This window comes from Arthrobacter sp. 05L44 (assembly GCF_056397605.1).
The window spans coordinates 52,724-76,528 of the sequence record NZ_JBFTNS010000003.1; the positions used below are offsets into that span (position 1 = coordinate 52,724).

At 68.5% G+C, this 23,805-nt stretch carries 21 protein-coding genes and 1 tRNA gene; 11 read left to right on the forward strand and 11 right to left on the reverse strand.

Annotated elements, in window-relative coordinates; translation table 11 throughout:
- Positions 1-4 precede the first annotated feature (4 nt).
- A complete protein-coding gene (locus AC1DHY_RS08970; RefSeq protein ID WP_476877873.1) occupies positions 5-841 on the reverse strand; it encodes an HhH-GPD family protein in 837 nt (278 codons plus the stop codon).
- A 267-nt stretch (positions 842-1,108) separates the two neighbouring features.
- Here AC1DHY_RS08970 and AC1DHY_RS08975 point away from each other — a divergent pair, with 267 nt between their 5' ends.
- Entirely contained in the window at positions 1,109-1,798 is a 690-nt protein-coding gene (locus tag AC1DHY_RS08975) for a hypothetical protein (RefSeq protein ID WP_476877863.1), read from the forward strand.
- A 19-nt stretch (positions 1,799-1,817) separates the two neighbouring features.
- Here AC1DHY_RS08975 and disA read toward each other — a convergent pair whose 3' ends face one another.
- Positions 1,818-2,894: a DNA integrity scanning diadenylate cyclase DisA gene (gene disA / locus AC1DHY_RS08980; RefSeq protein ID WP_476877862.1), complete on the reverse strand. Its 1,077-nt coding sequence runs from the start codon at positions 2,892-2,894 to the stop codon at positions 1,818-1,820.
- Positions 2,895-3,225: 331 nt separating this feature from the next.
- Here disA and AC1DHY_RS08985 point away from each other — a divergent pair, with 331 nt between their 5' ends.
- Together AC1DHY_RS08985 and AC1DHY_RS08990 are read left to right on the forward strand one after the other, a co-directional pair.
- A complete protein-coding gene (locus AC1DHY_RS08985; RefSeq protein WP_476877861.1) occupies positions 3,226-4,839 on the forward strand; it encodes a peptide chain release factor 3 in 1,614 nt (537 codons plus the stop codon).
- A 202-nt stretch (positions 4,840-5,041) separates the two neighbouring features.
- Positions 5,042-6,400 carry a protein kinase domain-containing protein gene (locus AC1DHY_RS08990; protein ID WP_476903506.1) on the forward strand — a complete coding sequence of 453 codons (1,359 nt, stop codon included), beginning with the start codon at positions 5,042-5,044 and terminating at the stop codon, positions 6,398-6,400.
- A 50-nt stretch (positions 6,401-6,450) separates the two neighbouring features.
- Here the strand turns inward: AC1DHY_RS08990 and AC1DHY_RS08995 are convergent, their stop codons facing one another.
- Positions 6,451-7,653, reverse strand: coding sequence for a PucR family transcriptional regulator (locus AC1DHY_RS08995; RefSeq protein ID WP_476877859.1), 1,203 nt, complete (start codon positions 7,651-7,653; stop codon positions 6,451-6,453).
- A gap of 98 nt (positions 7,654-7,751) precedes the next feature.
- Between AC1DHY_RS08995 and AC1DHY_RS09000 the strand changes: the two genes are divergently transcribed.
- Together AC1DHY_RS09000 and AC1DHY_RS09005 are read left to right on the forward strand one after the other, a co-directional pair.
- Positions 7,752-8,822 carry a ferredoxin reductase gene (locus AC1DHY_RS09000; protein ID WP_476877858.1) on the forward strand — a complete coding sequence of 357 codons (1,071 nt, stop codon included), beginning with the start codon at positions 7,752-7,754 and terminating at the stop codon, positions 8,820-8,822.
- Between the two features lie 13 nt (positions 8,823-8,835).
- On the forward strand, positions 8,836-10,008 hold the full coding sequence (locus AC1DHY_RS09005; RefSeq protein WP_476877857.1) for a fatty acid desaturase family protein: 1,173 nt from the start codon (positions 8,836-8,838) through the stop codon (positions 10,006-10,008).
- A 40-nt stretch (positions 10,009-10,048) separates the two neighbouring features.
- Here the strand turns inward: AC1DHY_RS09005 and AC1DHY_RS09010 are convergent, their stop codons facing one another.
- The 5 genes from AC1DHY_RS09010 to AC1DHY_RS09030 all read right to left on the reverse strand — a co-directional run bounded on the left by AC1DHY_RS09010 (position 10,049) and on the right by AC1DHY_RS09030 (position 15,804).
- A complete protein-coding gene (locus AC1DHY_RS09010; protein ID WP_476877856.1) occupies positions 10,049-10,681 on the reverse strand; it encodes a class I SAM-dependent methyltransferase in 633 nt (210 codons plus the stop codon).
- Positions 10,682-10,690: 9 nt separating this feature from the next.
- A complete protein-coding gene (locus AC1DHY_RS09015) occupies positions 10,691-12,763 on the reverse strand; it encodes a copper-translocating P-type ATPase (protein ID WP_476877855.1) in 2,073 nt (690 codons plus the stop codon).
- Positions 12,763-13,104 carry an SHOCT domain-containing protein gene (locus tag AC1DHY_RS09020; RefSeq protein WP_476877854.1) on the reverse strand — a complete coding sequence of 114 codons (342 nt, stop codon included), beginning with the start codon at positions 13,102-13,104 and terminating at the stop codon, positions 12,763-12,765. The genes AC1DHY_RS09015 and AC1DHY_RS09020 overlap by 1 nt, the downstream gene beginning before the upstream one ends.
- A 134-nt stretch (positions 13,105-13,238) precedes the next feature.
- Positions 13,239-14,612, reverse strand: a complete 1,374-nt coding sequence (gene radA, locus AC1DHY_RS09025) for a DNA repair protein RadA (RefSeq protein WP_476877853.1) — start codon at positions 14,610-14,612, stop codon at positions 13,239-13,241.
- Between the two features lie 64 nt (positions 14,613-14,676).
- Entirely contained in the window at positions 14,677-15,804 is a 1,128-nt protein-coding gene (locus tag AC1DHY_RS09030) for an FUSC family protein (RefSeq protein ID WP_476877852.1), read from the reverse strand.
- A 261-nt stretch (positions 15,805-16,065) separates the two neighbouring features.
- Here AC1DHY_RS09030 and pstS point away from each other — a divergent pair, with 261 nt between their 5' ends.
- From pstS to pstB, 4 genes are all read left to right on the forward strand, one after another.
- Positions 16,066-17,184 carry a phosphate ABC transporter substrate-binding protein PstS gene (gene pstS / locus AC1DHY_RS09035; protein ID WP_476877851.1) on the forward strand — a complete coding sequence of 373 codons (1,119 nt, stop codon included), beginning with the start codon at positions 16,066-16,068 and terminating at the stop codon, positions 17,182-17,184.
- Between the two features lie 119 nt (positions 17,185-17,303).
- Positions 17,304-18,236, forward strand: a complete 933-nt coding sequence (pstC, locus tag AC1DHY_RS09040; protein ID WP_476877850.1) for a phosphate ABC transporter permease subunit PstC — start codon at positions 17,304-17,306, stop codon at positions 18,234-18,236.
- Positions 18,237-19,346, forward strand: coding sequence for a phosphate ABC transporter permease PstA (gene pstA / locus AC1DHY_RS09045; protein WP_476877849.1), 1,110 nt, complete (start codon positions 18,237-18,239; stop codon positions 19,344-19,346).
- 46 nt (positions 19,347-19,392) lie between these two features.
- Positions 19,393-20,172, forward strand: a complete 780-nt coding sequence (pstB, locus tag AC1DHY_RS09050) for a phosphate ABC transporter ATP-binding protein PstB (RefSeq protein ID WP_476877848.1) — start codon at positions 19,393-19,395, stop codon at positions 20,170-20,172.
- 45 nt (positions 20,173-20,217) lie between these two features.
- Here pstB and AC1DHY_RS09055 read toward each other — a convergent pair whose 3' ends face one another.
- The 3 genes from AC1DHY_RS09055 to AC1DHY_RS09065 all read right to left on the reverse strand — a co-directional run bounded on the left by AC1DHY_RS09055 (position 20,218) and on the right by AC1DHY_RS09065 (position 22,882).
- Positions 20,218-21,234, reverse strand: a complete 1,017-nt coding sequence (locus AC1DHY_RS09055; protein ID WP_476877847.1) for an inorganic phosphate transporter — start codon at positions 21,232-21,234, stop codon at positions 20,218-20,220.
- A 1-nt stretch (position 21,235) separates the two neighbouring features.
- Complete coding sequence (locus AC1DHY_RS09060; protein WP_476877846.1) at positions 21,236-21,853, reverse strand: DUF47 domain-containing protein; 618 nt, start codon at positions 21,851-21,853, stop codon at positions 21,236-21,238.
- 372 nt (positions 21,854-22,225) lie between these two features.
- On the reverse strand, positions 22,226-22,882 hold the full coding sequence (locus AC1DHY_RS09065; protein ID WP_476877845.1) for a hypothetical protein: 657 nt from the start codon (positions 22,880-22,882) through the stop codon (positions 22,226-22,228).
- 202 nt (positions 22,883-23,084) lie between these two features.
- Between AC1DHY_RS09065 and AC1DHY_RS09070 the strand changes: the two genes are divergently transcribed.
- A tRNA-Lys gene (locus tag AC1DHY_RS09070) sits at positions 23,085-23,157 on the forward strand.
- A 132-nt stretch (positions 23,158-23,289) separates the two neighbouring features.
- Positions 23,290-23,793, forward strand: a complete 504-nt coding sequence (locus AC1DHY_RS09075) for a MarR family winged helix-turn-helix transcriptional regulator (RefSeq protein ID WP_476877844.1) — start codon at positions 23,290-23,292, stop codon at positions 23,791-23,793.
- The last annotated feature ends 12 nt before the right edge of the window (positions 23,794-23,805 follow it).

Consider the following 23,805-nt stretch of genomic DNA (forward strand, 5'->3'; position numbering starts at 1 on the left):
GTCCTCAGCCCGGAAGCCGCAAACCCGCGGGCTGCAGTTCGGCGAGGCCGTCGCTGAGCAGCCCCGCAATGGCCCGGTCCAGCTGTTCGGGCGCCGGATTCAGCCGGTGCAGCGCTGCGAGCGGTACGCCGATCCCGTCCGCTTCGAAGCCCAGGTCCGCCGGGGCATCCGAGAACAGTTCGCGGGCAACGGGGGACTCGGCCAGCCGCAGGACCGCCATCACCGCCCCGCGGACCTGCCGGTCCGTGCCATGCCAGGCCTGCCCCTTGGGAGTGTAGGTGGGCGCCGGTTCGCCGGCCGCGAGCCAGGCGCAGGCTCCTCGGACCGGGCAGCTGCCGCACTTGGGCGCCCGGGCGGTGCAGACCAGCGCACCCAGCTCCATCACCGCGGCGTTCCAGCGCACGGACTCTGCGCCGTCGTGGGGCAGCAGTTGCTCGGCCAGCCGCATTTCAGCGGCCGTCAGGGCCGGCGCCGGCAGCGCGGATCCGGCGAACAGCCGTGCGTGGACCCGGCGGATGTTGGTGTCCACCACCGTCGCCCGGCGGCCAAACGCGAACGCGGCGACGGCGGCCGCCGTGTAGCTGCCCACCCCCGGCAGCTCCAGCAGCTCCGGGTAATTCCCGGGAACCTCGCCGCCGTGGTTTTCCACGATGGCGGTGGCGGCAGCATGCAGCCGGAGGGCACGCCGCGGATAGCCCAGCCGGCCCCAGGACCGGACGGCCTCGCCGGCAGCTTCCCGGGCAAGATCGGCCGGAGCCGGCCAGCGCCGAAGCCACTCTTCCCACACGGGCAGCACCCGGACCACCGGGGTTTGCTGAAGCATGACCTCGCTGACCAGCACGCCCCAGGCGGAGCAGCCGGCGTCGCGCCACGGGAGGTCCCGGGCCGTCCCGGCGAACCAGGACGCCAGGGCGGTGTGCAGTTCGGCCAACGGAATGAGTGGGGCTGGCGCGGCCGGGGCAGGCGGGACCGGCACGGGCGCGGTTGCTGGAAGGGCTGGGGGTTCGGCTAATGCTTTGATCGACCCAGCTTAATAGAGACGCGCACCATAAGGCGGCCGGCGGCGTGGTGGGGCAGCATTACCCGCAGCGTTCTCTAGCCTAGAAGCATGGTCAGGCAAGGCAACTCAGGAACGCGCGGCTCGGGACCGAAGGGTTCCTCCGGCGCAAAGGCCGGGGCCGGCCGCCGGCCGGCCCGGAAACCCCTCAGCCCCGTCTACCGCCGGCGCAGGCTGGTTGTGGGGGCCGTCCTGCTGCTGGTCATCGCGCTCGCCGTTGGAGGTTTCGCGGCGATTTCGGCCGCCCTCAAGGGACCGGCGCCGGCGGCCACGGCCTCCGATTCCCCGCAGACCCCGGGCGCTACTGGCGGCCCCGACCCGTCCGCCACCCCCACGTCCACCTCGGGCGCGGGCTGCGACGAAAAGCTCCTGACTGTCACCGCGTCAACTGACAAGGCCGCCTACGGCCCCGACGAGAGCCCGCTGCTGACCTTGAAGGTCACCAACAAGAACCGGGTGGCGTGCGAGGTCAACATCGGCACTTCACAGATGGAGTATCTGGTCACCAGCGGGTCGGACCGGATTTTCTCCTCCCGGGACTGCCAGGCGGAGAGCGATGACCTGGTCAAGAAAATCCCCGCCGGCCGGACCGAGACTGCGAACTTCCCGTGGAACCGCAAACGCTCCACCGAGGGCTGCAAGGTGGTCGACGCCCAGCCCGGCGGCGGCGGCGCCTACTACGTCTTCACAGCACGGCTCGGCAACAAGACCAGCCCCAAGGCCGTCTTCCAGCTCGGCTAGGCCCCGGACGCCGAATGCCTTAGAGGAACCGGTCCAGCAGGCTGGCCTCGGCCATCCGGCTCAGCCCTTCACGGACCGTCCGGGCGCGCTGGTCGCCGATGCCGTCAACTGTCATCAGATCATCGATTGTGGCCGCCATCAGGAACTGCAGTCCGCCGAAGTGGTCCACCAGGCGGTCGGCCACAGCCTTCGGCACGGCCTTCAGGCCCGAGAGCAGACGGTAGCCGCGCGGCTGCACCACGGCGTCGAGGTTGGCCTCGCCGCCGGCGAAACCGACGATGCCCGCGATCCTGCCGAGGTCGATAAGTTCGGTGGGGCCCAGGTTCACCAGGGACTTGACGGCGTCCTCAATGTCCGCGGCGGAGGCGCTGGGGCTGGAGTAGTCACGGATGATGACGTCGCTGCCGGGGCCGCGGCCCACCGTCAGTTCGTCCAGCTGGAGCGAGAGCAGGCGGCCGTCCTCGCCGAGTTCCAGGACGTACTGGGAGATCTCCTCGGAAATGCGCCGGACCATTTCCTGGCGCTGCAGGGTCACAGCGACGTCCCGGACCGTCACCATCGCCTCGATCTCCAGCGCCGAAAGGGAGCTGGTCACCTGGTCCAAACGTGAGCGGTACCGTTCCAGGGTGGCGAGGGCCTGGTTGGCGCGGGCCAGGACCTTTTCGGAGCCCTCCAGGACGTGCCGCAGGCCGTTGACGTAGAGCGCGATGATCTGCATCGACTGGCTCACCGAAACCACCGGGACACCGGACTGGATGGCCACACGTTCCGCGGTCCGGTGCCGGGTGCCCGTTTCCTGGGTTTCGATGCTTGAGTCCGGCACCAGCTGGACACCGGCGCGCAGGATGTTCCCGGCATCCTTGTCACAGACGATGGCGCCGTCCATTTTCGCCAGTTCACGCAACCGGGTGGGGGAGAAATCGATGCCGATTTCGAAGCCGCCGGAGCAGATGGACTCGATGGTCTTATCCATGCCCAGCACGATCAGGGCTCCGGTCCGTCCGCGGAGGATACGCTCCAGGCCATCCCGCAGGGCCGTCCCCGGTGCAACCCTGGCCAGCGTCGCCTTCAGTGCATCTTCGGGACTCCGAGCCATAGGTTTTCCCTTCAAAGGTGCGGAACGCAGTCCGCTAGTGCGCCGGTTTTTATCGGTTTTCGATCATAGGCCGGCAAGAACAAAAATGCCCGGTTTCCCGTATGGACCATCATAGGGGCAACCCGGCCCGGTTTCCGCACGGACAAGCCCCAAAGTGGCCCATCACGGTCCGTCCGGAGGTGCCGCGGAACTGTCTCTCCGGGCGGCGCCGGAAACCGCATTTTCGCCGGCCAGCCCGGGCCAGCCGCCGCCTGCGATAAACTTGGAGCCTTGGGTGTACCGCGGGCTCTCCGCGCCGTGACCCGTCCACAGCCGCAGCGAAAGTAGCACCGTGTCTCAAGAAGTCCACAGCCCCGCCCGAGTCCAGGAGATTCACAAGCAGGCAGCCCGGCGACGGACCTTCGCAGTCATTTCCCACCCTGACGCCGGCAAGTCCACCCTGACCGAAGCCTTGGCCCTGCACGCCAAGGTGATCGGCACCGCCGGCGCCTCCAGCGGCAAGGCCAACCGCAAGGAAACCGTCTCCGACTGGATGCAGATGGAAAAGGACCGCGGCATCTCGATCAGCTCGGCGGCCCTGCAGTTCGCCTACCGCGACACCGTCATCAACCTCCTGGACACTCCCGGACACGCTGACTTCTCCGAAGACACCTACCGCGTGCTGGCCGCCGTCGACTGCGCAGTGATGCTGGTGGACGCCGCCAAAGGCCTGGAAACCCAGACCATGAAGCTTTTCGAGGTCTGCAAGCAGCGGAACCTGCCCATCATCACCGTGATCAACAAGTGGGACCGGCCCGGACTCGATGCCCTGGCCCTCATGGACGAGATCACCGAACGCACCGGACTGCAGCCCATGCCGCTGACGTGGGCCGTCGGCATCTCCGGTGACTTCCGCGGCGTCTGGGACCTGCGCAACGACCGGTTTGCCCAGTTCAAGCGCAACAACGCCGGCGCCAACATTGCCCTCACCGAGTACTTCACCCCGGAGGAGGCGGCAGAGAGCCAGGGCGGCGACTGGTCCAACGCCCTCGACGACGCCGGCCTGGTGATCGAGTCCAACCTCGCGTTCGACGTCGACGCCTTCCATGCGGGCAAGGCGACGCCGATTCTGTTCAGCTCCGCCGCCCTGAACTTCGGCGTGAAGGAAATCCTCGACGCCCTGGTGGACTTCGCACCGCCGGCAGCACCCCGGCCCGACGTCGACGGCGCCGCCCGGCCGGTGGACGCCCCGTTCGCCGGGTTCGTCTTCAAGGTCCAGGCCGGTATGAACAAGGCGCACCGTGACCACGTGGCCTTCATCCGGGTCTGCTCAGGCGTCTTTGAGCGCGGCATGGTGGTCACCCAGGGCCGCACCGGAAAATCGTTCGCCACAAAATACGCCCAGCAGGTGTTCGGCCGGGAACGCGAAGTGATTGACGAGGCCTTCCCCGGTGATGTCGTGGGCCTGGTGAACGCCTCGTCGCTGCGCGTCGGGGACAGCCTGTTCCTGGAACAGCCCGTGGAGTTCCCGGCCATCCCGCTGTTCGCCCCGGAGCACTTCCAGGTGGCCCGCTCCAAGGACCCCAGCCGTTTCAAGCAGTTCCGCCGTGGCATCGAACAGCTGGAGCACGAGGGCGTGATCCAGGTACTCCGGTCGGACATCCGCGGTGACCAGGCGCCCGTGCTGGCCGCCGTCGGCCCCATGCAGTTCGAAGTGGTCGAGGACCGGATGGCGCACGACTTCAGCGCCCCGATGCGGCTGGAGCGGCTGCCCTACTCGCTGGCGCGGATCACGACGGCGGACGCCATGCCCGCACTGGCCAACGTCCAGGGCGCAGAGGTGCTGCTGCGTTCCGACGGCGAATACCTGGCCCTCTTCAACGACGTCTGGGCGCTGCGCCGGATCGAGAAGAACCTTCCCGACCTGACGCTTGTGCCGATCGGCACGCACAACCCGGCCAAATAACCGGCAGGGCGCCGTCGGACTGCCGCCGGGGCGCCCAAACTTTTCCGCGGTTAGGTCTTCCTGAATATGGATTCCGCGGTATCATAAGTAACCTTGCTAATTTCGCGGGCGCCTGGCGATCCTGTCGGCTTCAAGAACTGCACCGTCCGATTCCATGTGCGGACCCGTATCGAGGGAACAAGAAAACTCGTTGACAGCAACTATGGAATCCGGCTCTCTGCTCAGTGGGCGGTACCGGATCGAAGCCCTCCTTGGCAGGGGAAGCCAATCAACCGTCTACCGGGCCCACGACGAACTGTTGCAGCGCGAGGTGGCGGTCAAGCTTTTCCGCAACGGTGCGGACGACCTCGAACACACCCGCCGCCAGGGTCAGGAAGTGCGGATCCTCGCGGGGATAAGCCATCACGCCCTGGTGACGCTGTACGACGCAGGGGCCGACCTCAGCAATCCCGACGCCCGGCTCACGTACCTCGTGATGGAACTCGTCCGCGGCCAGGACCTGCGCCACCGGTCCCTGCAGGGGCCGCTCTCCGCCGCCCATATGGCCCACATCGGCTATGACCTCGCCGACGGTCTCTCCTACATCCACCACCGCGGGATCGTGCACCGTGACATCAAACCGGCGAATATCCTGCTGGTCGACTACAGCAACGACGACCGCCGCCCCCGGGCAAAGCTGACGGACTTCGGTGTGGCGGCCATGCTGGGACACAACCGCACCGACGACGACGGCGGCACCTCGGGGACTCCCGCTTACCTGAGTCCGGAGCAGGCCGGCGGCGGCCCGGCCGGCCCGGCCAGCGACATCTACTCGCTCGGACTCGTGCTGCTCGAGGGGCTGACCGGCAAGATGGCGTACCCTGGCGCGCCGATCCAATCCGCGGTGGCCCGGCTCCTCCACGACCCGCAGATCCCGGAGGAGCTAGCCCCGATGTGGGTGGCACTGCTCTCCTCCATGCTGTCCCGCGACCCTGCAGCCCGGCCGCACGCGAGGGAGGTCTCCCTTGCCCTGCGCCAGGAAGTCATCAACGGTGCCGGCCGGCACCGGCAGCAGCGCGCGGCCGTGGAGCACGACGAGGAGGGCCGGATGCGCGCCGTCGAGCGGTACCGGATCCTCGACACCCCCCAGGACGGCGCGTTCGACCGGATAGCGGCGCTCGCGGCCCGGCTGTTCTCGGTGCCGGTCGCCATCGTGAGCGTTGTGGACCACGACCGGATCTGGTTCAAGGCCCACCACGGAACGGAGGTCACCGAGATCGGCCGGGACCCGGGGCTTTGCGCCTCGGCGATCCTGCAGGACGGCCCCTGGATCGTCGAGGACGCAGCGAGGGATGTGCGGACGCTGTCCAACCCGCTCGTTGCCGGGGATTTCGGGCTGCAGTTCTACGCCGGGGTGCCGCTGCGCACCCCGGACGGCTTCAACCTCGGCACGTTCTGCATCCTGGACCGGGAGCCGCGGAAGTTCACCGCGGAGGACACGCGCACCCTCGAGGACTTGGCCGCGATCGTTATGAACGACCTCGACCTGCGGCTGCAGAGCCGCGAGGTGACCGCCAGCTAACCGCAACCGCCGCGTCCGCGTGCACGGCCTTCTCGGACCCCGTCTGCCGGTCAGCGCTTCCCGGCGTGCAGCGCGAGTTGCAGCTCGAACCGCGCCACCGGATCCTCCAGCGCATCGCCGAACAGCTCACGCAGCTGCGCCGCCCGGTAGCCAACGGTCTGCGGATGGATGCCCAGCTCGGCGGCCACCGGCGCCCGCTGGCCCCAGTGGCGGAGCCAGGACAGCAGCGTTTCGGCCAGCCGTTCACGCTGCGCCGGGCGGAGCCCCTCCAGCGGTGCCAGGCGTCGGTTGGCCAACTCGGTGATGGCGGAGGGTTCGGCGCCCAGGACCACCGCCGCGAGATGCTCGTCCGCCCAGATCGGCGGGTCCTCCGGGCCCTCGCGGTGCGGTAAGACCGATGCCGCCAGCACGGCCAGCCGCAGGGACTCCGGAGCCTTTTCCCAGCCGCCGGCCGGCCCCACGGCGGCGCCACGGCCCCGGAGCGCCTTCGCCAGGTCAGCCCGGGCGGCCTTGGAGGTGCGCGCCGGAACCAGCGCCACGGCGTCGGTCTCGCGTTCGATCACCAGGGTTCCGGGACCGAGCCGGAGCCGCAGGCCGCCCGCGCGGTCTACCGGCAGCGTCACCACTACCATCCGGGCGGGAAGGGACCAGTCGGCCATCGCCGCCGTCTGCCGCAGCGCCGCCTCGTCCGCCTGCCCCAGCAGCAGCAGGTCCAGCAGTTCGGTGCGGCGCCGGTCCACCGCCCCGGCGCGTTCGGACTGTTCAAAGGCGTACGCCTCGGCGCTGACCGCGGAGAGCTCGTCGATGTAGGCGAGGATCGACTCCCCGAGGTCCACCACCACGTTCTGGCCCAGGTGTTTGTCCACGGAGACCTTCGACATTTCGCGGAACGTCACCCTCGCGCCCATCCGATAGGCGCTCAGCAGCGCATCCATGCTCCGGCCCTGCCGGAACTCGCCGCTGCCCAGTCCGGCCACCAGCTGCCGGCTCGACTCGGACAGCGCCGGCAAGGTGGTGCCCGGAAGCTGCAGGAACCGATCCAGCGCCGTCGCGACCCCGCGGCGCAGGCCCCGGCCAAAACGGCCCTCGATGGGCCTGGCGTAAGCGGGAACCAGCTGGGGGACCGCCTCGATGATGGCCTCCACAATGAAGGGAACTCGCGGGCGCAGCATGTCGCTGACCTCCCGCGGCAGCGCCAGCCACGGCGGGTCATAGGCGGGGTAAGCGGGGTGGGCGGCGGGCGTAGCATCCATGGCGGAAATCCAAAAATTGTTGCGTGGAAACAGTTTCTCTGAGTCGATCGTATGCCTTGGGTGAAGAATTATGACTTAGACTGACATATGGTTAATAAATGATCCGGCTCCGTAAGCTGGCGCGCGCCGCATCTCTACTGACCACCCCACTAGCTCCAGAAGACATTCTGTCGCTGTTCAACCCCGTGTTCTCTGCCCGCCAGTTGCGCGGCGTAGTCACCCGGGTGGTTCCAGAAACGGTCGATTCCGCCACCATTTTCTTCCGTCCCGGCCGAGGCTGGCAAGCGCACCGCGCAGGCCAGTGGGCCCGCATCGGCGTCGAGCTTAACGGCGTCAGGCACTGGCGCTCGTACTCGCTGAGCGCCCCCGCAGGCGAGGACCCTGCCATCACCGTGACGGACATGGGTGCCGTCTCCGGCACGCTGGTGCGCACTACTAAGCCCGGCGACATCCTCTTCCTGGCGCCGCCGCAGGGCGATTTCGTCCTCCCCGAGCACCCCCGCCCGCTGCTGATGCTGACGGCCGGCAGCGGCATCACTCCGGTGATGTCGATGGTCCGGACCCTGGTCCCGCGCCGTCCGGACGCCGACGTCGTGCTCATCCACACGGCACGGACGGCCTCCGATGCCATCTTCCGTGAGGAACTCTCCGAGCTCGCGGACCAGTTCCCGAACTTCAAGGTCATCCACTGGTTTACCGGCGAACAGGGGCGGCTGGACTTCACCACCCCTGCCGGACTGGACACCCTGTGCCCGGACTGGCGTGAGCGTGCCGCCTACGCCTGCGGCCCGGAGGGCTTCCTGGACGACGCCGAGGCCCTCTGGGAACTCCCGGCCGAGCCCGGCAGCGACCCTTCCGCAACCCTGACGATCGAACGCTTCAGCACCAGCCTGGCCGGCGGTGCGGGGCACGACGGCGGACTGGTCACCTTCGAGGCCTCGGACCGCGAAGTCGACGCCGACGGCAGCACACCGCTGCTCGACGTCGGCGAGGACGCCGGGGTGCTGATGCCCAGCGGCTGCCGGATGGGTATCTGCCACAGCTGCCTGATCCCGCTGCGGGCCGGCCAGGTCCGGGACCTGCGCACCGGCGAAGTCCACGGCGAGCCGGGCCAACTAATCCAGACGTGTGTTTCGGCAGCCGCCGGACCCGTTAACCTCGACCTCTGAGGAGAACCACCCTATGACCACACTTGCTGACAAGCCGGACACTGAAACTGCAGGCGCCGCCGTCGTAAAGAAGCGGCCCGGGGCCCTGGCCGAGACCGGCAGCCCGCTGCTGCGGCCGCCCGCCGCCGCGCACCTGTCCGACGAGCAGGTCGCTGAACTCGGCCGCGAACTCGATGCCATCAAGGACGAGATCCTCGCCAAGCGCGGCTCCGATGACGCCGCCTACATCCGCCGGATGATCAAGATCCAGCGCGGACTCGAGATCTCCGGCCGCGCCGCGCTGCTGGTCAGCAAGAACAAGGCCGCCTGGGCCACTGGAACGGCCTTGCTGAGCTTCGCCAAGATCCTGGAAAACATGGAACTGGGCCACAACATCCTGCACGGCCAGTGGGACTGGATGCGCGACCCGGACATCCACTCCACCACCTGGGAATGGGACTTCGTCACACCGGCCCGCTCCTGGCAGCACACCCACAACGACCTGCACCACCGCTGGACCAACGTGGTGGGCAAGGACAACGACATCGGCTACAACCTCCTGCGGATGGACCCGCAGCAGGAATGGAAGCCCTTCAACCTGGGCAACCCGCTCTACAACGCGCTGCTCGCGCCGGTCTTCGAGTGGGGCATCGCCATCTACGACCTCGAGCTCGTCGACTACCGCGAGGGCAGGAAGTCCAAGGAGGCCCTCACTAAGGACCTCAAGGCGCTGGGCCGCAAGGCCCTCAAGCAGTTCACCAAGGATTATGCCGCCACCCCCGCCGTCGCCATGCTCAGCGGATCGGGCAAGCAGGCGCTGTACGGCACCCTGACCGCCAACGCGGTCCGCAACGTCTGGGCGCACGCGGTGATCTTCTGCGGGCACTTCCCGGACGGCACGGACACGTTCACCGAGGAAATGGTCGACGGCGAGACGCGCGGCGACTGGTACGTGCGCCAGATGATCGGCTCCGCTAACATCTCCGGGTCCAAGTTCATGCACCTGATGACCGGCAACCTCTCGCACCAGATCGAGCACCATCTCTTCCCGGACCTGCCCTCGAACCGCTACGCCGAAGTGGCGCCCAGGGTGCGGGAAATCTGCCAGCGCTACGGCCTGCCTTACACCACCGGCCCCATCTGGAAGCAGGTCGGGTCCACCTGGGCGAAGATCTTCAAGCTCGCCCTGCCGCCGAAGAAGGCCTAGGCGGTACCAGCGGCCCCGGTGCCTGCGGTCCCGGGGCCGCTCAGCCTTTGACGGCCGAGCCGAGCACGTGCGCCAGCGGCGGGTTGCCGGGCAGCGCCGCGAACCCGAACCGTTCCAGGTCCTCCACGGCCAGCCCGGCCCGCACTATGGCGGCCGTGGTGTCCCGGTTCGGATGGCAACCCCCGGCCAGCCGGCTCCAGAGCGGTGTCAGCAGGTCCTCCGCCAGGGCTGCCAGGCGGTGCGTGGAGCGGACATGCTCGTAGAACAGCAACCGCCCGCCGGGCTTGAGGATCCGGACGGCCTCGGCCAGGACGGCCGCCGGTTCGGCCACGCTGCACAGCACCAGGCTGGCGACGACGACGTCCACTGACGCGTCCGCCGCCGGAAGTGCCTCCGCGACGCCGTCGAGCACTGTCACCGGCACCGGCGCGGCCCCCGCGGCCGTGACTGCCAGCGCCCGGAGCGTCGGGTCCGGTTCCAGCGCTATGACTCCGGTGACCGCGGGCGGATAGTGCGGGAAAGTGGCGCCGTAGCCTGCCCCGATTTCGACGACGGCGCCGTGCGCACCCGCTACGAGGCGCCGCCGGTGGGCCGCGGCCCCGCGCGCGTCCATCCGCGGGCCCAGCCGGGCGAAGTTCCGTCCGAACGACGGCGTGGGGTCGGCGGCAGCCATGGCGGGCGCCTAGCCGACCCGGGCCGGATTGAGGTGCAGGCGCCGCAGGAGCTGGGCGTTGAGGGCCACCACAATGGTCGAGGCGGACATCAGGACGGCGCCGGCCGCGGGGGAGAGCACAATTCCGGCGAAGGCCAGGGCCCCGGCGGCCAGGGGCACGGCGATGACGTTGTAGCCCGTGGCCCAGACCAGGTTTTGCCACATCTTGCGGTAGCTGGCCCGGGACAGGTCCACCATGGACAACACCGCACGGGGGTCGTTGCCGGCCAGGACCACCCCCGCGGACTCCACGGCCACATCCGTACCGCCGCCGATGGCCATGCCTACCTCGGCCCTTGCCAGGGCGGGGGAGTCGTTGACGCCATCGCCCACCATCGCCACCTTCAGGCCGCGGCCCTGCAGCTCGGCGACTTTCTGGTCCTTGTCCGCTGGGAGGACCTCGGCGAAGACCTCGTCAATGTTCAGCTCCGCCGCGACGGCCGCCGCCACCTGCCGGGCGTCACCGGTGATCATGGCAACCTTGATGCCGCGCTGCTGCAGCGCGGCCACGGCCTGCGCGGACTCCGGACGGACCGCGTCCTCCAGGCCCAGGGCTCCGAGCACACTGCGTCCCTCGATGACGTGCAGCACGGCCGCACCCCGGTCCGCCCAGCCGGCAGTGGTGGTGGCCAGCTCGGCGGGTTCGGCGGCGCCGAGTTCCCGCAGCAGCGCCGGGCCGCCCACGTGGAGCCGCCTGCCTTCCACTAGGGCGCTGACACCCCGGCCGGTCAGCGAAGTGAAGTCCGTGGCGGCGGGGATTCCAAGGCCGCGTCCGCGGGCTGCTCGGACGATCGCCCGGGCCGCGGGATGCTCACTGTCCGCTTCCACGGCGGCGGCGAGGGCCAGGATATGGTCCTCTTTCTCCCCTGCGGGGACGGTCACAGCGCGGACCTCCGGGGCGCCCTGCGTCAGCGTTCCGGTCTTGTCGAACAGCACGACGTCGACCGTGCGCATCCGTTCCAGCGCCATCCGGTTCTTGATCAGCACCCCGGCGCGGGCCGCCCGTTCCGTGGAGATCGCGATGACCAGCGGGATGGCCAGGCCGAGGGCGTGCGGGCAGGCGATCACCAGGACGGTCACGGTGCGTTCAACGGCGTCGGCCACGCTGCCCAGCAGGGTCCAGACCGCGAACGTCACCACACCGGCACCGGCGGCGAAGTAGAACAGGAAGGCCGCGGCCCGGTCCGCCAGGGCCTGCGCCCGCGACGAGGACGCCTGGGCTTCGGCCACGAGGCGCTGGATTCCGGCCAGCGCGGTGTCCGCCCCGATGGCCGAGACCCGGACCCGGACGCTGTTATCCGTGGCGACGGTTCCCGCCACCACGGCGTCGCCGGGGGAGCGGAGGGCGGTCCTGGATTCACCGGTGATCATGGATTCGTCGAAGTCGGCACGGCCATCAAGGACTGTGCCGTCGGCCGGCATCCTGCCGCCGGGCCGGACCAGGATCGTATCGCCGCCGGCCAACTCGGAAACTTTGACTGTCTCCGTGCCGGTGTCCGTGACCCGCTCCGCCTCGTCAGGAAGGAGCGCGGCCAGGGCGTCCAGCGCACCCTGCGCCGAGCCGAGCGCACGCATCTCGAGCCAGTGCCCCAGCAGCATGATCGTCACCAGCAGCGCCAGTTCCCACCAGAAGTCCAGGTCAAAGCCGCCAACGCCCACGCTGGTGGCCCACGAGGCGGCAAAGGCGACGGTGATGGCCATGCCGATCAGCAGCATCATGCCCGGCCGGCGGGACGTCAGTTCGGTGAAGCCGCCCTTCAGGAACGGCTGGCCGCCGTAGAGGAACACCACGGTGCCCAGCAGCGGCGGAACCCAGGCCGAGCCGGGAAACTCCGGCGGCCGGTAGCCCAGCAGGTCACCGAACATGGGACTGAACAGCACCACTGGGACGGACAGCGCCAGGGTCAGCCAGAACCTGTTCCTAAACATCGCCACACTGTGGCCCGCGTGCTGTCCGTGGCTGTGGACCAGATGGTCATCGTCGCCGCCCGCCTGCTCCGCATCATGCCCGTGATGTCCGTGCGGCTGGACCGTCGGGAACACTACGGGCCCTCGCCGAGTTCCTTCACGTGGTCCCGGTATTGTTCCACGGTGAGCTCACCCCGTGCGAAGCGTTCGTCGAGGATCAGCCGGGCCTGGCTCTTGCCGGCGGGGAACCCCGGACCCGGTCCGGGTTGGCCCGGGCCGGGCTGGCCCGGGTGGGCGGCCACGCCGGGGTGTCCGGGCTGGCCCAGGACTCCCGGATGCCCCAGGCCCGGAGGCAGGCCGTGCCCCGTCCCGCCGAACACCCGCACCGCCAGCAGCACAAGCACAGCGATTCCGACCAGGAGCATCATGCCCCAGAGCCACATCCACCACAGGTTCTGCCCGTAACCCCACATCATGTCCGGTCCCTCCGCTCCGAGAAGCTGTTGCTCCCATGGTGCGCCGGAGCGGGGGTGGGCGCTAGGGTCCTAAGTCGTCCCGCGGCACGCGAGGGGCCGCCGCCGTCGTTGAGCGGCCCGGCGGTCCGTTGCCGTCAGCTGATGAGCAACCCCAGGGCCTCGGCGAGGTGGCCCACCTCGCGGACGGAGAACCCGGCCGGGACGGGGCCGGGGCCGTTCGGGCTGGCAGGCACCACGGCGTGGGTGAACCCCAGCCGGTGGGCCTCCTGGATGCGCTGGTTGATACCGGGCACCGGACGAACCTCACCGGCCAGGCCCACCTCGCCGAACGCGATGAGCCGCTGGGGAAGCGGTTTCTTGGCCTTCGCGGACGCCACCGCCAGGGCCACGGCAAGATCGGTGGCGGGCTCGCTGAGCTTTACACCGCCGACGGTCGCGACGTAGGAGTCATCCTTATGCAGCAGGCAGCCGGCACGCTGTTGCAGCACGGCCAGGAGCATCGCCACCCGGGAGCTGTCCAGGCCGCTGGTGGCCCGGCGCGGCTGCGCGTTGGCGCTTTCGGCGAGCAGGGACTGGACCTCGGCCAGCAGCGGCCGGCGGCCCTCCAGCGTCACCGTGATGCACGTTCCGGAGACGGGATCCTTCGTGCGCGAGACGAACAGGCCGCTGGGATCCGCCAGCCCCACAATGCCGTCCTCGTTCAGGTCGAAGCAGCCGACGTCGTCAGTGGGGCCGTACCGGTTTTTCACGGCACGCAGCAGCCGCAGCCGGGAGTGCCGCTCACCCTCGAACTGGCAGACAACATCCACCAGATGTTCCAGCAGCCGGGGCCCGGCGATCGAACCGTCCTTGGTCACGTGCCCCACGAGCAGGGTGGTCATATTGCGGCGTTTGGCGGCGGCAATCAGCGAGGCCGTGACCTCCCGGACCTGGGAGACGCCGCCGGCGCTGCCCTCGACGTCGGCGCTGCTGAGTGTCTGGACCGAATCCACAATCAGCAGCCGGGGTTCGAGTTTTTCCACCTGCCCCAGCGCCTGCCCGAGGTCCGTTTCGGCGGAGAGGTACAAGGACTCGGCGACGGCGTCGATCCGGTCCGCCCGCAGCTTCACCTGCGCCGCGGACTCCTCGCCCGTGACATACAGGACGTCCTGCGCGGTCCGGGCGAACTTGGCCGCGACGTCCAGCAGCAGCGTGGACTTGCCCACGCCGGGCTCGCCGGCCAGCAGGATCACGGCACCGGGAACCAGGCCACCGCCCAGCACCCGGTCCAGTTCATCCACCCCGGTGGGAAGGAATGCCGCCGTCGTCGCGTCCACCTCGGCGATCCGGCGGGCCGGCTCCAGAACGGTGGTGGCCGCCGTCGTCCGCGCCACCGCGGCGCCTGTCTCTTCCACCGTGCCCCAGGCCTGGCACTCGCCGCAGCGGCCAACCCACTTGGCTGTGGTCCAGCCGCATTCCGCGCATTTATAGCCCGGTGCCTTGGCGGCCCGGGAAGTCTTTGTTGCCATTGCTCCACCCTAGCCGCGGGCGCTGACATTCCGGTGCGGTTCCGGGCGGCCGCACGGTGCGGTCCTAGAGGGCGGGAAGCAGGTCCCGGGCGTCGTCCGGGTCCAGGCCGGAGGCCTCGAGCAGGTCCACCATCAGGGGGCGGAACAGCATCACCACGGTTTCCCCCTCGAGCCGCTGCACGTCCAGCAGCCGGGGGTGCAGCCGGCCCGCGGTTTCGCTCAGTTCCACCCGGGCCGTGCGCAGGTGGGCCCGGCGGACACTGTCGTTGACCTCTGCCAGGCCCAGTCCCAGTTCATCGATCGCCGCCGCCGTCTCCTGCAGGACCTCGGCAATGTTCTCCGTGGCCTCGTCGGAGAGCGCGGCGTGGTTGATGGCGCTGGTCAGCCGACGCGCGAAAACCCTGCTGTTACGGAGGGCCAAATCGATAAAGTCCACCGACTGCGCCAGCCGGTCCAACTCGTCCCGGTACCGGCGGTAGGCGGGGGCCAGTGTGGCGACCTCCCCGGAGGAACGCAGCGTCTGGCGCATCGCGTCGACCATGGGCTGGCAGTTCCGGCCCCGGATCAGCGCGTGCCACGCCTGGGTGGAATCGCTGTTGGTGAGGGCGGCGGAGCACTCTCGGAGCACCTCCGCCAGTTCGTGCAGCAGCTTCTTGACGTCGTTGCGGGGTTCGCGGCGGGGGTCCTTGGGGATAAGGAAGGTCACCAGGAGCGCGAAACCGCCGCCCACCACCGCGTCGATACTCCGGGTAAACGGCCCGCCGGCCGGCGCCGGCAGCAGCACCACCAGCAGGGACTGCAGGCCCAGCTGGGTGGTGAAAATGGTCCCGCTGTCCAGGAACCGGGCCAGCAGGATGGAGAACAGGAGCACGACGGCGGCCTGCCAGATCCCGGCGCCCAGCCAGTGCAGGAGCAGGTCCCCCACCACAATGCCAATGGTGCAGCCCAGGCCCACTTCCACGACCCGCCGCAGCCGCGGATCGCGGGAGAAGCCCAGTGCGATCAGGGAGGAGGTGGCGGCGAACAGCGGCCCGGTGTGGCCCAGGACGTACTCGGCGAAGGCGTAGGCCCCCACCGCGCAGGCCGTCATTTGGACGGCCGGTACCAGCGACTTCCGGCTCCGGATGAACCCGGTGCGGACCCGGCCGCGCAGGAATCGTGCGCTTGCGGTGAATCCAGTAGCGGCGGCCATGCCCCCAGTCTATTTGCAGTCCGGGGACCGCCGGGTTGCGCACCACCGGCCCCTACGACTGTGACGCAGCCAACGCAACTGCGAACCGTCAGTTGTCGACCAATGGTCCGACGTCGTTAACCTGTCGTTCACTTTGGGCCACATTTCCCTTCACCTGGGGCCCTTAACTTCGATAGAGGTACAAACCGTACCCACCGTCTTTATCGCCCGGACGTCTCCGGTCCGGCACGCATCTGAATAACCCTGGAAGGGGTACATCTAGTGAAGGCATCACGCTTCGGCCGCAACGCGGCCATCGCTGTTATCGCAGCCGGCGCACTCGCGCTCACCGCTTGCGGTTCGGACAACGCAACCAACACCGCGGCAGGCACCGCTGCGGCGTCGGGCCCGAAGGTTACCGGCACGCTGACCGGCATTGGTTCCTCCGCTCAGGGCGCGGCCATGGACGTGTGGAAGACCAACTTCGCCTCCGCGAACCAGGGCGTCAACGTGCAGTACTCCCCGGACGGTTCCGGCGCAGGCCGCAAGGCCATCCTCGACGGCTCGGCCCAGTTCGCCGGCTCCGATGCCTACCTGAAGGACGAAGAGCTCGCCAAGGCCAAGGACAAGTGCGGCCCCGACGGCGCCGTCGAGGTTCCGGTCTACATCTCGCCGATCGCCATCGCCTTCAACATCCCGGACGTCAAGGACATCAAGCTCGATGCCCCCACCGCGGCCAAGATCTTCCGCGGCGAAATCGCCAAGTGGAACGACCCCGCCATCGTCGCCCTGAACCCGGACGCCAAGCTCCCGGACCTCAAGGTGACCCCGGTCAACCGCTCCGATGACTCCGGCACCACCAAGAACTTCACCGACTACCTCTCCGCCGCGGCTCCCGATGTCTGGAAGGACAAGGCCGATGGTGTGTGGCCATCCTCGCTGAAGGGCGAGAACGCCAAGGGCACCTCCGGCGTCGTCAAGACGGTCACCGACACCCCGGGTGCGGTCACCTACGCCGACGACTCTGCCGTCAGCGGCAAGCTGGGTACCGCCGAGATCAAGGTCGGCTCCGAGTTCGTCAAGATCTCCCCGGAAGCCGCTTCCAAGGCCGTGGACCTGGGCAAGCCCGTCGAAGGCCGTGGCGCCAACGACCTCGCCATCAAGCTCAACCGCACCACCACCGAATCCGGCGCCTACCCGGTTGTCCTGGTTTCCTACCACGTGCTCTGCAGCACCTACGACAAGCAGGAGACCGTAGACCTGGTCAAGTCCTTCGAGAAGTACGTGCTCTCCTCCGAGGGCCAGAAGGCTGCCGCCGAGTCCGCCAAGTCGGCTCCGATCTCCTCCACCCTGGCCGAAAAGGCTGTGAAGGCTGTCGAATCCATCAAGGTCAAGTCGTAAGGTTTGAACTGAACCGCTGAGTTCCCCGCCCCGCCGCCCGGCGGGACGGGGAACTTAGCCGCGTTCCCGCAGTTTTCCAGTTTTCGCACTTCCGCAACACCAACACCGAAGGGCCGGGTATGACCTCCACCTCCCTGACCAAACCCCAGGGCGCAGGACGTGCCGGGGACAAAGTCTTCTCAGGGGCCACCCTCGCAGCAGGCTGCCTGATCCTCGCTGTGCTGTTCGGCGTTGCGCTCTTCCTGGTCGTCCAGGCCATCCCGGCGTTCACCGCACCCGCCGCCGACATCCAGGGCGGCAACGGATTCTTCGCCTACATCTGGCCGATCGTCATCGGCACGCTCATCGCGGCCGTCATCGCCCTGGTCATCGCCACCCCGGTATCCATCGGCGTCGCGCTCTTCATCTCGCACTACGCCCCGCGCCGGCTGGCCTCCGGCCTCGGCTACGTGGTGGACCTTCTGGCCGCCATCCCCTCCGTCGTCTACGGCGCCTGGGGTGCGGCGTTCCTCGCCAAGGAAATCGCGCCCGCCTACGACTGGCTCGCCAAGAACCTCGGCTGGCTGCCCATCTTCCAGGGGCCGGCCTCCGCCACCGGCAAAACCATCCTGACCGCAGGCATCGTCCTGGCGGTTATGGTCCTGCCGATCATCACCTCGCTCTCACGCGAAATCTTCCTGCAGACCCCCAAGCTGCACGAGGAAGCCGCCCTCGCGCTCGGCGCCACCCGCTGGGAAATGATCCGAATGGCCGTACTGCCGTTCGGCCGCCCCGGAATCGTCAGCGCCGTGATGCTGGGCCTGGGCCGCGCCCTGGGCGAGACCATGGCCGTCGCCCTGGTCCTGTCCTCCGGTGCGCTGACCGCAAGCCTGATCCAGTCCGGCAACCAGACCATCGCCGCCGAAATCGCGCTGAACTTCCCCGAAGCCAGCGGCCTGAAGGTGAGCACGCTGATCGCCGCCGGCCTGGTGCTGTTCGTCATCACGCTCGGCGTGAACATGATTGCCCGGTGGATCATCACCCGGCACAAAGAATTCTCGGGAGCCAACTAGATGACCTCCACCCTGACTCCGGTCCGCAAACGCTCCGCCCTGACCAAGGGCCAGCTTCCCAAGGCCGCGCCCTACATTGTCCTGGCCCTCGCCCTGGTCATCGGCGCCGCCATCCTGGCACTGGTCGGCTTTAACGCCTTCGGCTGGGGCATCGTCTCAGCGCTGCTCTTCGCCGCCGGCCTCGTCGGCTGGAGCGCCGTCGTCGAAGGCTCCCGCAGGGCCAAGGACAAGCTGGCCACCTGCCTGGTGGTCGGCGCCTTCCTGATCGCCCTGCTCCCGCTGATCTCCGTGATCTGGACCGTGCTGGTCAAGGGCTTGCCCGGCCTGGTCGACCCCGGCTTCCTGGGCACGTCGATGAACGGCGTCACCGGCGCCTTCGACAACAAGGCCGCCGAAGAAGGCGCCCCGGTCCTGGGCGGCATCTACCACGCGCTGATCGGCACCGTGCAGATCACCCTGCTGGCCACGGTCATCTCCGTGCCGGTGGGCCTGCTGACCGCGATCTACCTGGTCGAATATGGTGAGGACCGAGCACTGGCCCGGGCCATCACCTTCTTCGTCGACGTGATGACCGGCATCCCCTCGATCGTGGCCGGCCTCTTCGCCGCAGCGTTCTTCTTCGTCGTCGTCGGCCCCGGCACCAAAACCGGCGCCGTCGCCGCCGTCGCGCTCTCCGTCCTCATGATCCCGGTGGTGGTCCGCTCCAGCGAGGAAATGCTCAAGATCGTCCCGAACGAACTGCGCGAGGCCGCCTACGCCCTCGGCGTCCGCAAGTGGCGGACCATCCTCAAGGTGGTCATCCCGACGGCGATCTCCGGTATCGCCTCCGGCGTCACCCTGGCGATTGCCCGGGTGATCGGCGAGACAGCTCCGATCCTGGTCACCGCCGGTTTCGCGACGTCCATCAACAACAACGTCTTTGGCGGCTGGATGGCCTCGCTGCCGACCTTTATCTACACCCAGATCCTCAACCCGACGTCGCCGTCCAACCCGGGTCCCTCCGACCAGCGCGCCTGGGGCGCGGCCCTGGTCCTCATTATCCTCGTGATGCTGCTCAACCTGGCCGCCCGCTTGGTCGCCCGCATCTTCGCCCCGAAGGCCGGCCGCTAGGCCACGGCCGGCACCCGGTCCCTATCTCCACAAGTGAAGGAACAGCATGTCTAAGCGCATCGACGTCAAAGACCTGAATGTCTACTACAGCAAATTCCTGGCCGTAGAAGACGTGAACATCAACATCGACGCCAAGTCCGTCACCGCCTTCATCGGCCCCTCGGGCTGCGGCAAGTCCACCTTCCTGCGCACCCTGAACCGGATGCACGAAGTCATCCCCGGCGCGAGGGTGGAGGGCGAAGTACTGCTCGACGGCGACAACCTCTACGGCCCCGGCGTGGACCCCGTGACGGTCCGCTCGCAGATCGGCATGGTCTTCCAGCGGCCCAACCCGTTCCCGACCATGTCCATCCGGGACAACGTCCTGGCCGGCGTGAAGCTGAACAACCAGAAGATCTCCAAGGGCGAGGCTGACTCCCTGGTGGAGCGGTCCCTGCGCGGCGCCAACCTCTGGAACGAGGTCAAGGACCGCCTGGCCAAGCCGGGCTCCGGCCTCTCCGGCGGGCAGCAGCAGCGCCTCTGCATCGCCCGCGCCATTGCTGTGGAGCCGCAGGTGATCCTGATGGACGAGCCCTGCTCCGCGCTGGACCCGATCTCCACGCTCGCCATTGAGGATCTCATCAACGAGCTCAAGGACGAATACACCGTGGTGATCGTGACCCACAACATGCAGCAGGCCGCCCGCGTCTCGGACAAGACCGCGTTCTTCAACATCGCCGGCACCGGCAAGCCTGGCAAGCTGATCGAGTACGGCGACACGCACACCATCTTCAGCAACCCGACCGAAAAAGCCACCGAGGATTACGTTTCCGGCCGCTTCGGATAAACCCCGCCCGGCCAATCAACGGGTCCCGCGGGGCCGGAGGGGTCCCTAGAACCCCGCGAGGGGTGAGAGGGCCAGTTCCAGGACGAAGGCCACCGCGGCGGTGAGCACCGGCGTGAGCCCCCAGAACGCGAGGATCCGGAGCACCAGCCGCCGGTTAGTGGCCGTGTATCCCTGGTTGGTCCCCGACCCCAGCGCGGCCGAGGTGACCGTGTGGGTGGTGGAGATCGGCCAGTGCAGGCCGATCGCGCCCACCAGGAGGATGACGCTGCTGAAGAACTGCGCCACGAAGCCGTGCAGGGGGTCAACCCGGACCAGCCGGTAGCCGATGGTGTACGAGATCCGCCAGCCCCCGGCCAGGGTCCCTGCCGTCAGCATGCCCGCGGTCACCAGGGCCACCCAGACAGGCGTGGAGTCGCCCACGGGGAAGCCTGCGCCCAGCATTCCGAGGATCAGCACGGCGCTGGTGCGCTGGCCGTCCTGCAGCCCGTGGCCAAAGGCTACGGCGCCCGCGGCGATGGCCTGGGCGCGGCGGGATCGGCTGTTCACCACGCTCGGCGGGGTGTAGCGGGCCGCCCAGGTGGCAGGCCAGACCAGGAGGTATGCTCCGGCGAAGGCGATGACGGGGGAGAGCAGCAGGGGCAGGACAACCTGGACGAGCAGCGACTGGTCCACCCCCAGCACCGAATGTCCGCCCACGGCAACGCTGGCGACGCCGGCCCCGGCCAGGCCGCCCACCAGGGCGTGCGTGGACGAGGACGGGATGCCCCGCCACCAGGTGTAGATGCCCCACAGGACGGCGCTGAGCAGCCCGGCAATGAGGATGGTGAGGCCGTTCCCGCCCGAAGGGAGGACCACCCATGTCCGGCTGACCTCCAGCGCCAGGGCGGCGCTGAGCCCGGCGCCGATGAAGTTGAACAGCCCGGCCAGGAGCACGGCGACGGTGGGGGTCAGGGCCCGGGTCCGGACGGCAAGGGCAACCGAGGACGAGGCGTCGCGGAAGCCGTTCAGAAAGGCGAATGCCCCGGCGAAGAGAACCACCAGGGCAAAGAAGGCCACCGCCACTCTAGGATTCCTTGACGATGATGCTGCCAACCTGGGTGGCGATCCGGCGCATGTCCTTGGTGACCTCCACCAGCTGGTCAGCGATATCCCGGTTGCGGGCGTACTGGGCCGACTTCATGTCCTTGAGCATGTCCGCCACCCAGACCCGGTGGGTCCGCTCCGCGCGTTTGGTGAGCCGGAGGACTTCGATCCAGTAGTCCTCGAGGTCGTCCAGGTTGTTCAGCTGGCGCATGGCCTCGACGGTGAGCTCGGCCTGCCGGCTGATGATCTCCAGCTGGTCGGCCGCGCGCTTGGGCAACCGCTCGAGTTTGTAGAGGAATACGAGGTCCGCCGCGGCGTCCAGCTTCTCCATGGCCTCGTTGAGGTAGCGGGAGAGCGCGTACATGTCTTCGCGGGGGAGCGGGTTCAGGAAGCTGGTCCGCATGTGCGTCAGGAGGGCAAAGTGCAGCTCCGCCGACTTCGCCTCGTGATCGTGCATGTCCTCTACGAGGCGGGAGTGCTCCGTGGCGGGGGCGCCGAGGATCTCCGAGAGGGTCCCGGTGGCCACGGCGATCTGGTGGGCCATCTGGGACAGCAGGTTCAGCCCGGCGGGCTCCTGGGGGAAAAGGCGCAGCTTCACGTGGGGGTACCGGTCTCCGGACGACGCTTACACGGGTATGGACTGCCGGCCGTGGAACGTGACCCGCGCATGGGAAATACTTTACTGCCAGCAAATCGCACTACGGGAACCGCTTGCCCCGGGGGAGGGCATGAAAATGGTGCCGAACCGGATACGCCTCTCGGCGGTAGGCCGCTCTAGGCGGCTAAATGTTGAAGCCCGGGGGTTTCGCGGCTCGGCACCGCCTTTAGTTTTCTACGTCAGCGGGACCAAGTCAACATTGACAGCCGGGCTCCGTCGTGCGTCTTGACAGCCGATCCTGGGCGGGCGTAGAAGCGGGCACAAAGCAGTGCGAAGCCGCGGAAAACGGCGCCGCGCCGGTGCGGCCGGGGACTAGTCCAGCTCGCCCAGGCGCCAGGCGTTGGCGGCGTGCTCAAGGTCCTCGGCGGTCTTGACCAGCAGGTGCGAATTGCGTGTGAGCTTGCTCGCGTGGTTCGCGTTGCTGTGCTCGGCGCCGTCCGCGAGCGTGGCCTGGCCCAGTGCCACCACCCGGCAGAAAGCGGCGGAGCGTTCCAGGGCCACGTCGAATTCGCCGTCGAAGGCGCCGGAGAGGATGGCGTCCGCCATCGACTTCATTTCATCGGCCCCCGGAGGTTCTGCGGCACCGGCCACCACATGGGACACCTGGGCGGTGTCCTTGCCGGCCTTGAAGTAAACGGAGATCCGCTCGGGATCCCGGATGGTGGCGGCGCGCAGGGCGTAGAGCCGCCACAGGGCGCCCGGAAGGGACCGTGCAGGACTTTCCGCCCACATCTCGGCGATGGAATCGAGGCCTTGTTCGTCGGCCAGTTTGACCAGCCGCCGCGTCACCTTGGGATCGTCGCTGTCCCGCCCGCGGCGGACGAGGGCCTGGGCTGCGAGGTGGGCCGCCTCTGAAACCCGGGCCGGATCGGCGCCGCCGGCGAACGGCTCGAAATCGATCGGCGCGAAGGGCTTGGGCTTGTGGTGGCGGTGCGGTCCCGGGCTGCTGGCTCCTGCTTGCTCGCTCATGGCCACCACGCTACTCCTGTGCATTCCGGGAATCGAGCATGCCCCTACCCCCGGGGCAAAGGGCCGGGAGCGGACGACGACGGCGCGCGGCGCAGGGTGACAAAGCGAACGGATCTCTGGGGTACAGTGTTAACGTCCAGAAATGGACTGGGCCGGCGTGCCCGCCGACGGCAGGAATTCCCGCCGTCGGGGTTGCCGGCTGGGGCCTTTAGCTCAGCTGGTAGAGCATCGGACTTTTAATCCGTGGGTCGTGGGTTCGATCCCCACAGGGCCCACTCTTTTAGCGAAGAGTGGAAAAACCCCCGGCATCCTGGCGACAGGAAGCCGGGGGTTTTTTGCGTCCCGGGCCGGAAGGTGGCCGCGATGAAGTACGTCTGTCTAGTTATAAGTTCGGCTAGGATTATAGGATGACTTCGGACAGCGTTGCAGCCTCAGGGTACTGGTATGGGCCGGATGAGCGGCTCGACCCGCCCACCGCCGTCCTCCAGGCGCTGCGCGGCTACCGGGCCGCCGAGGTTGCGACCCGGCGCTCCACCCGCGACTCCATGGGTATGGGCGAGACCGACCTGCTGGCCCTGCGCTACCTGTTGCGCGCCCAGTCGGCCGGGGAGCGGGTCGGCCCCAAGGATCTCAGCCGCACCCTGGGGATTACGACGGCGTCCACCACCTCCCTGATCGACCGGCTCGTCAGCAGCGGCCACGTGCGCCGCGAACCGCACCCCACCGACCGCCGCTCCCTGGTGATCGTCCCCACCTCGGCAACGGACTCCGAGGTTCGGGCCACACTGGGCGAAATGCACCGCAGGATGCTGGCTGTGGCCGAGGAGCTCACCCCGGACGAAAGCCGCATTGTGGTGGGCTTCCTCCGGCGGATGACGGAAGCCCTCGACGAGCACACAGCCAGCCACTGACCCTGCCGCAGG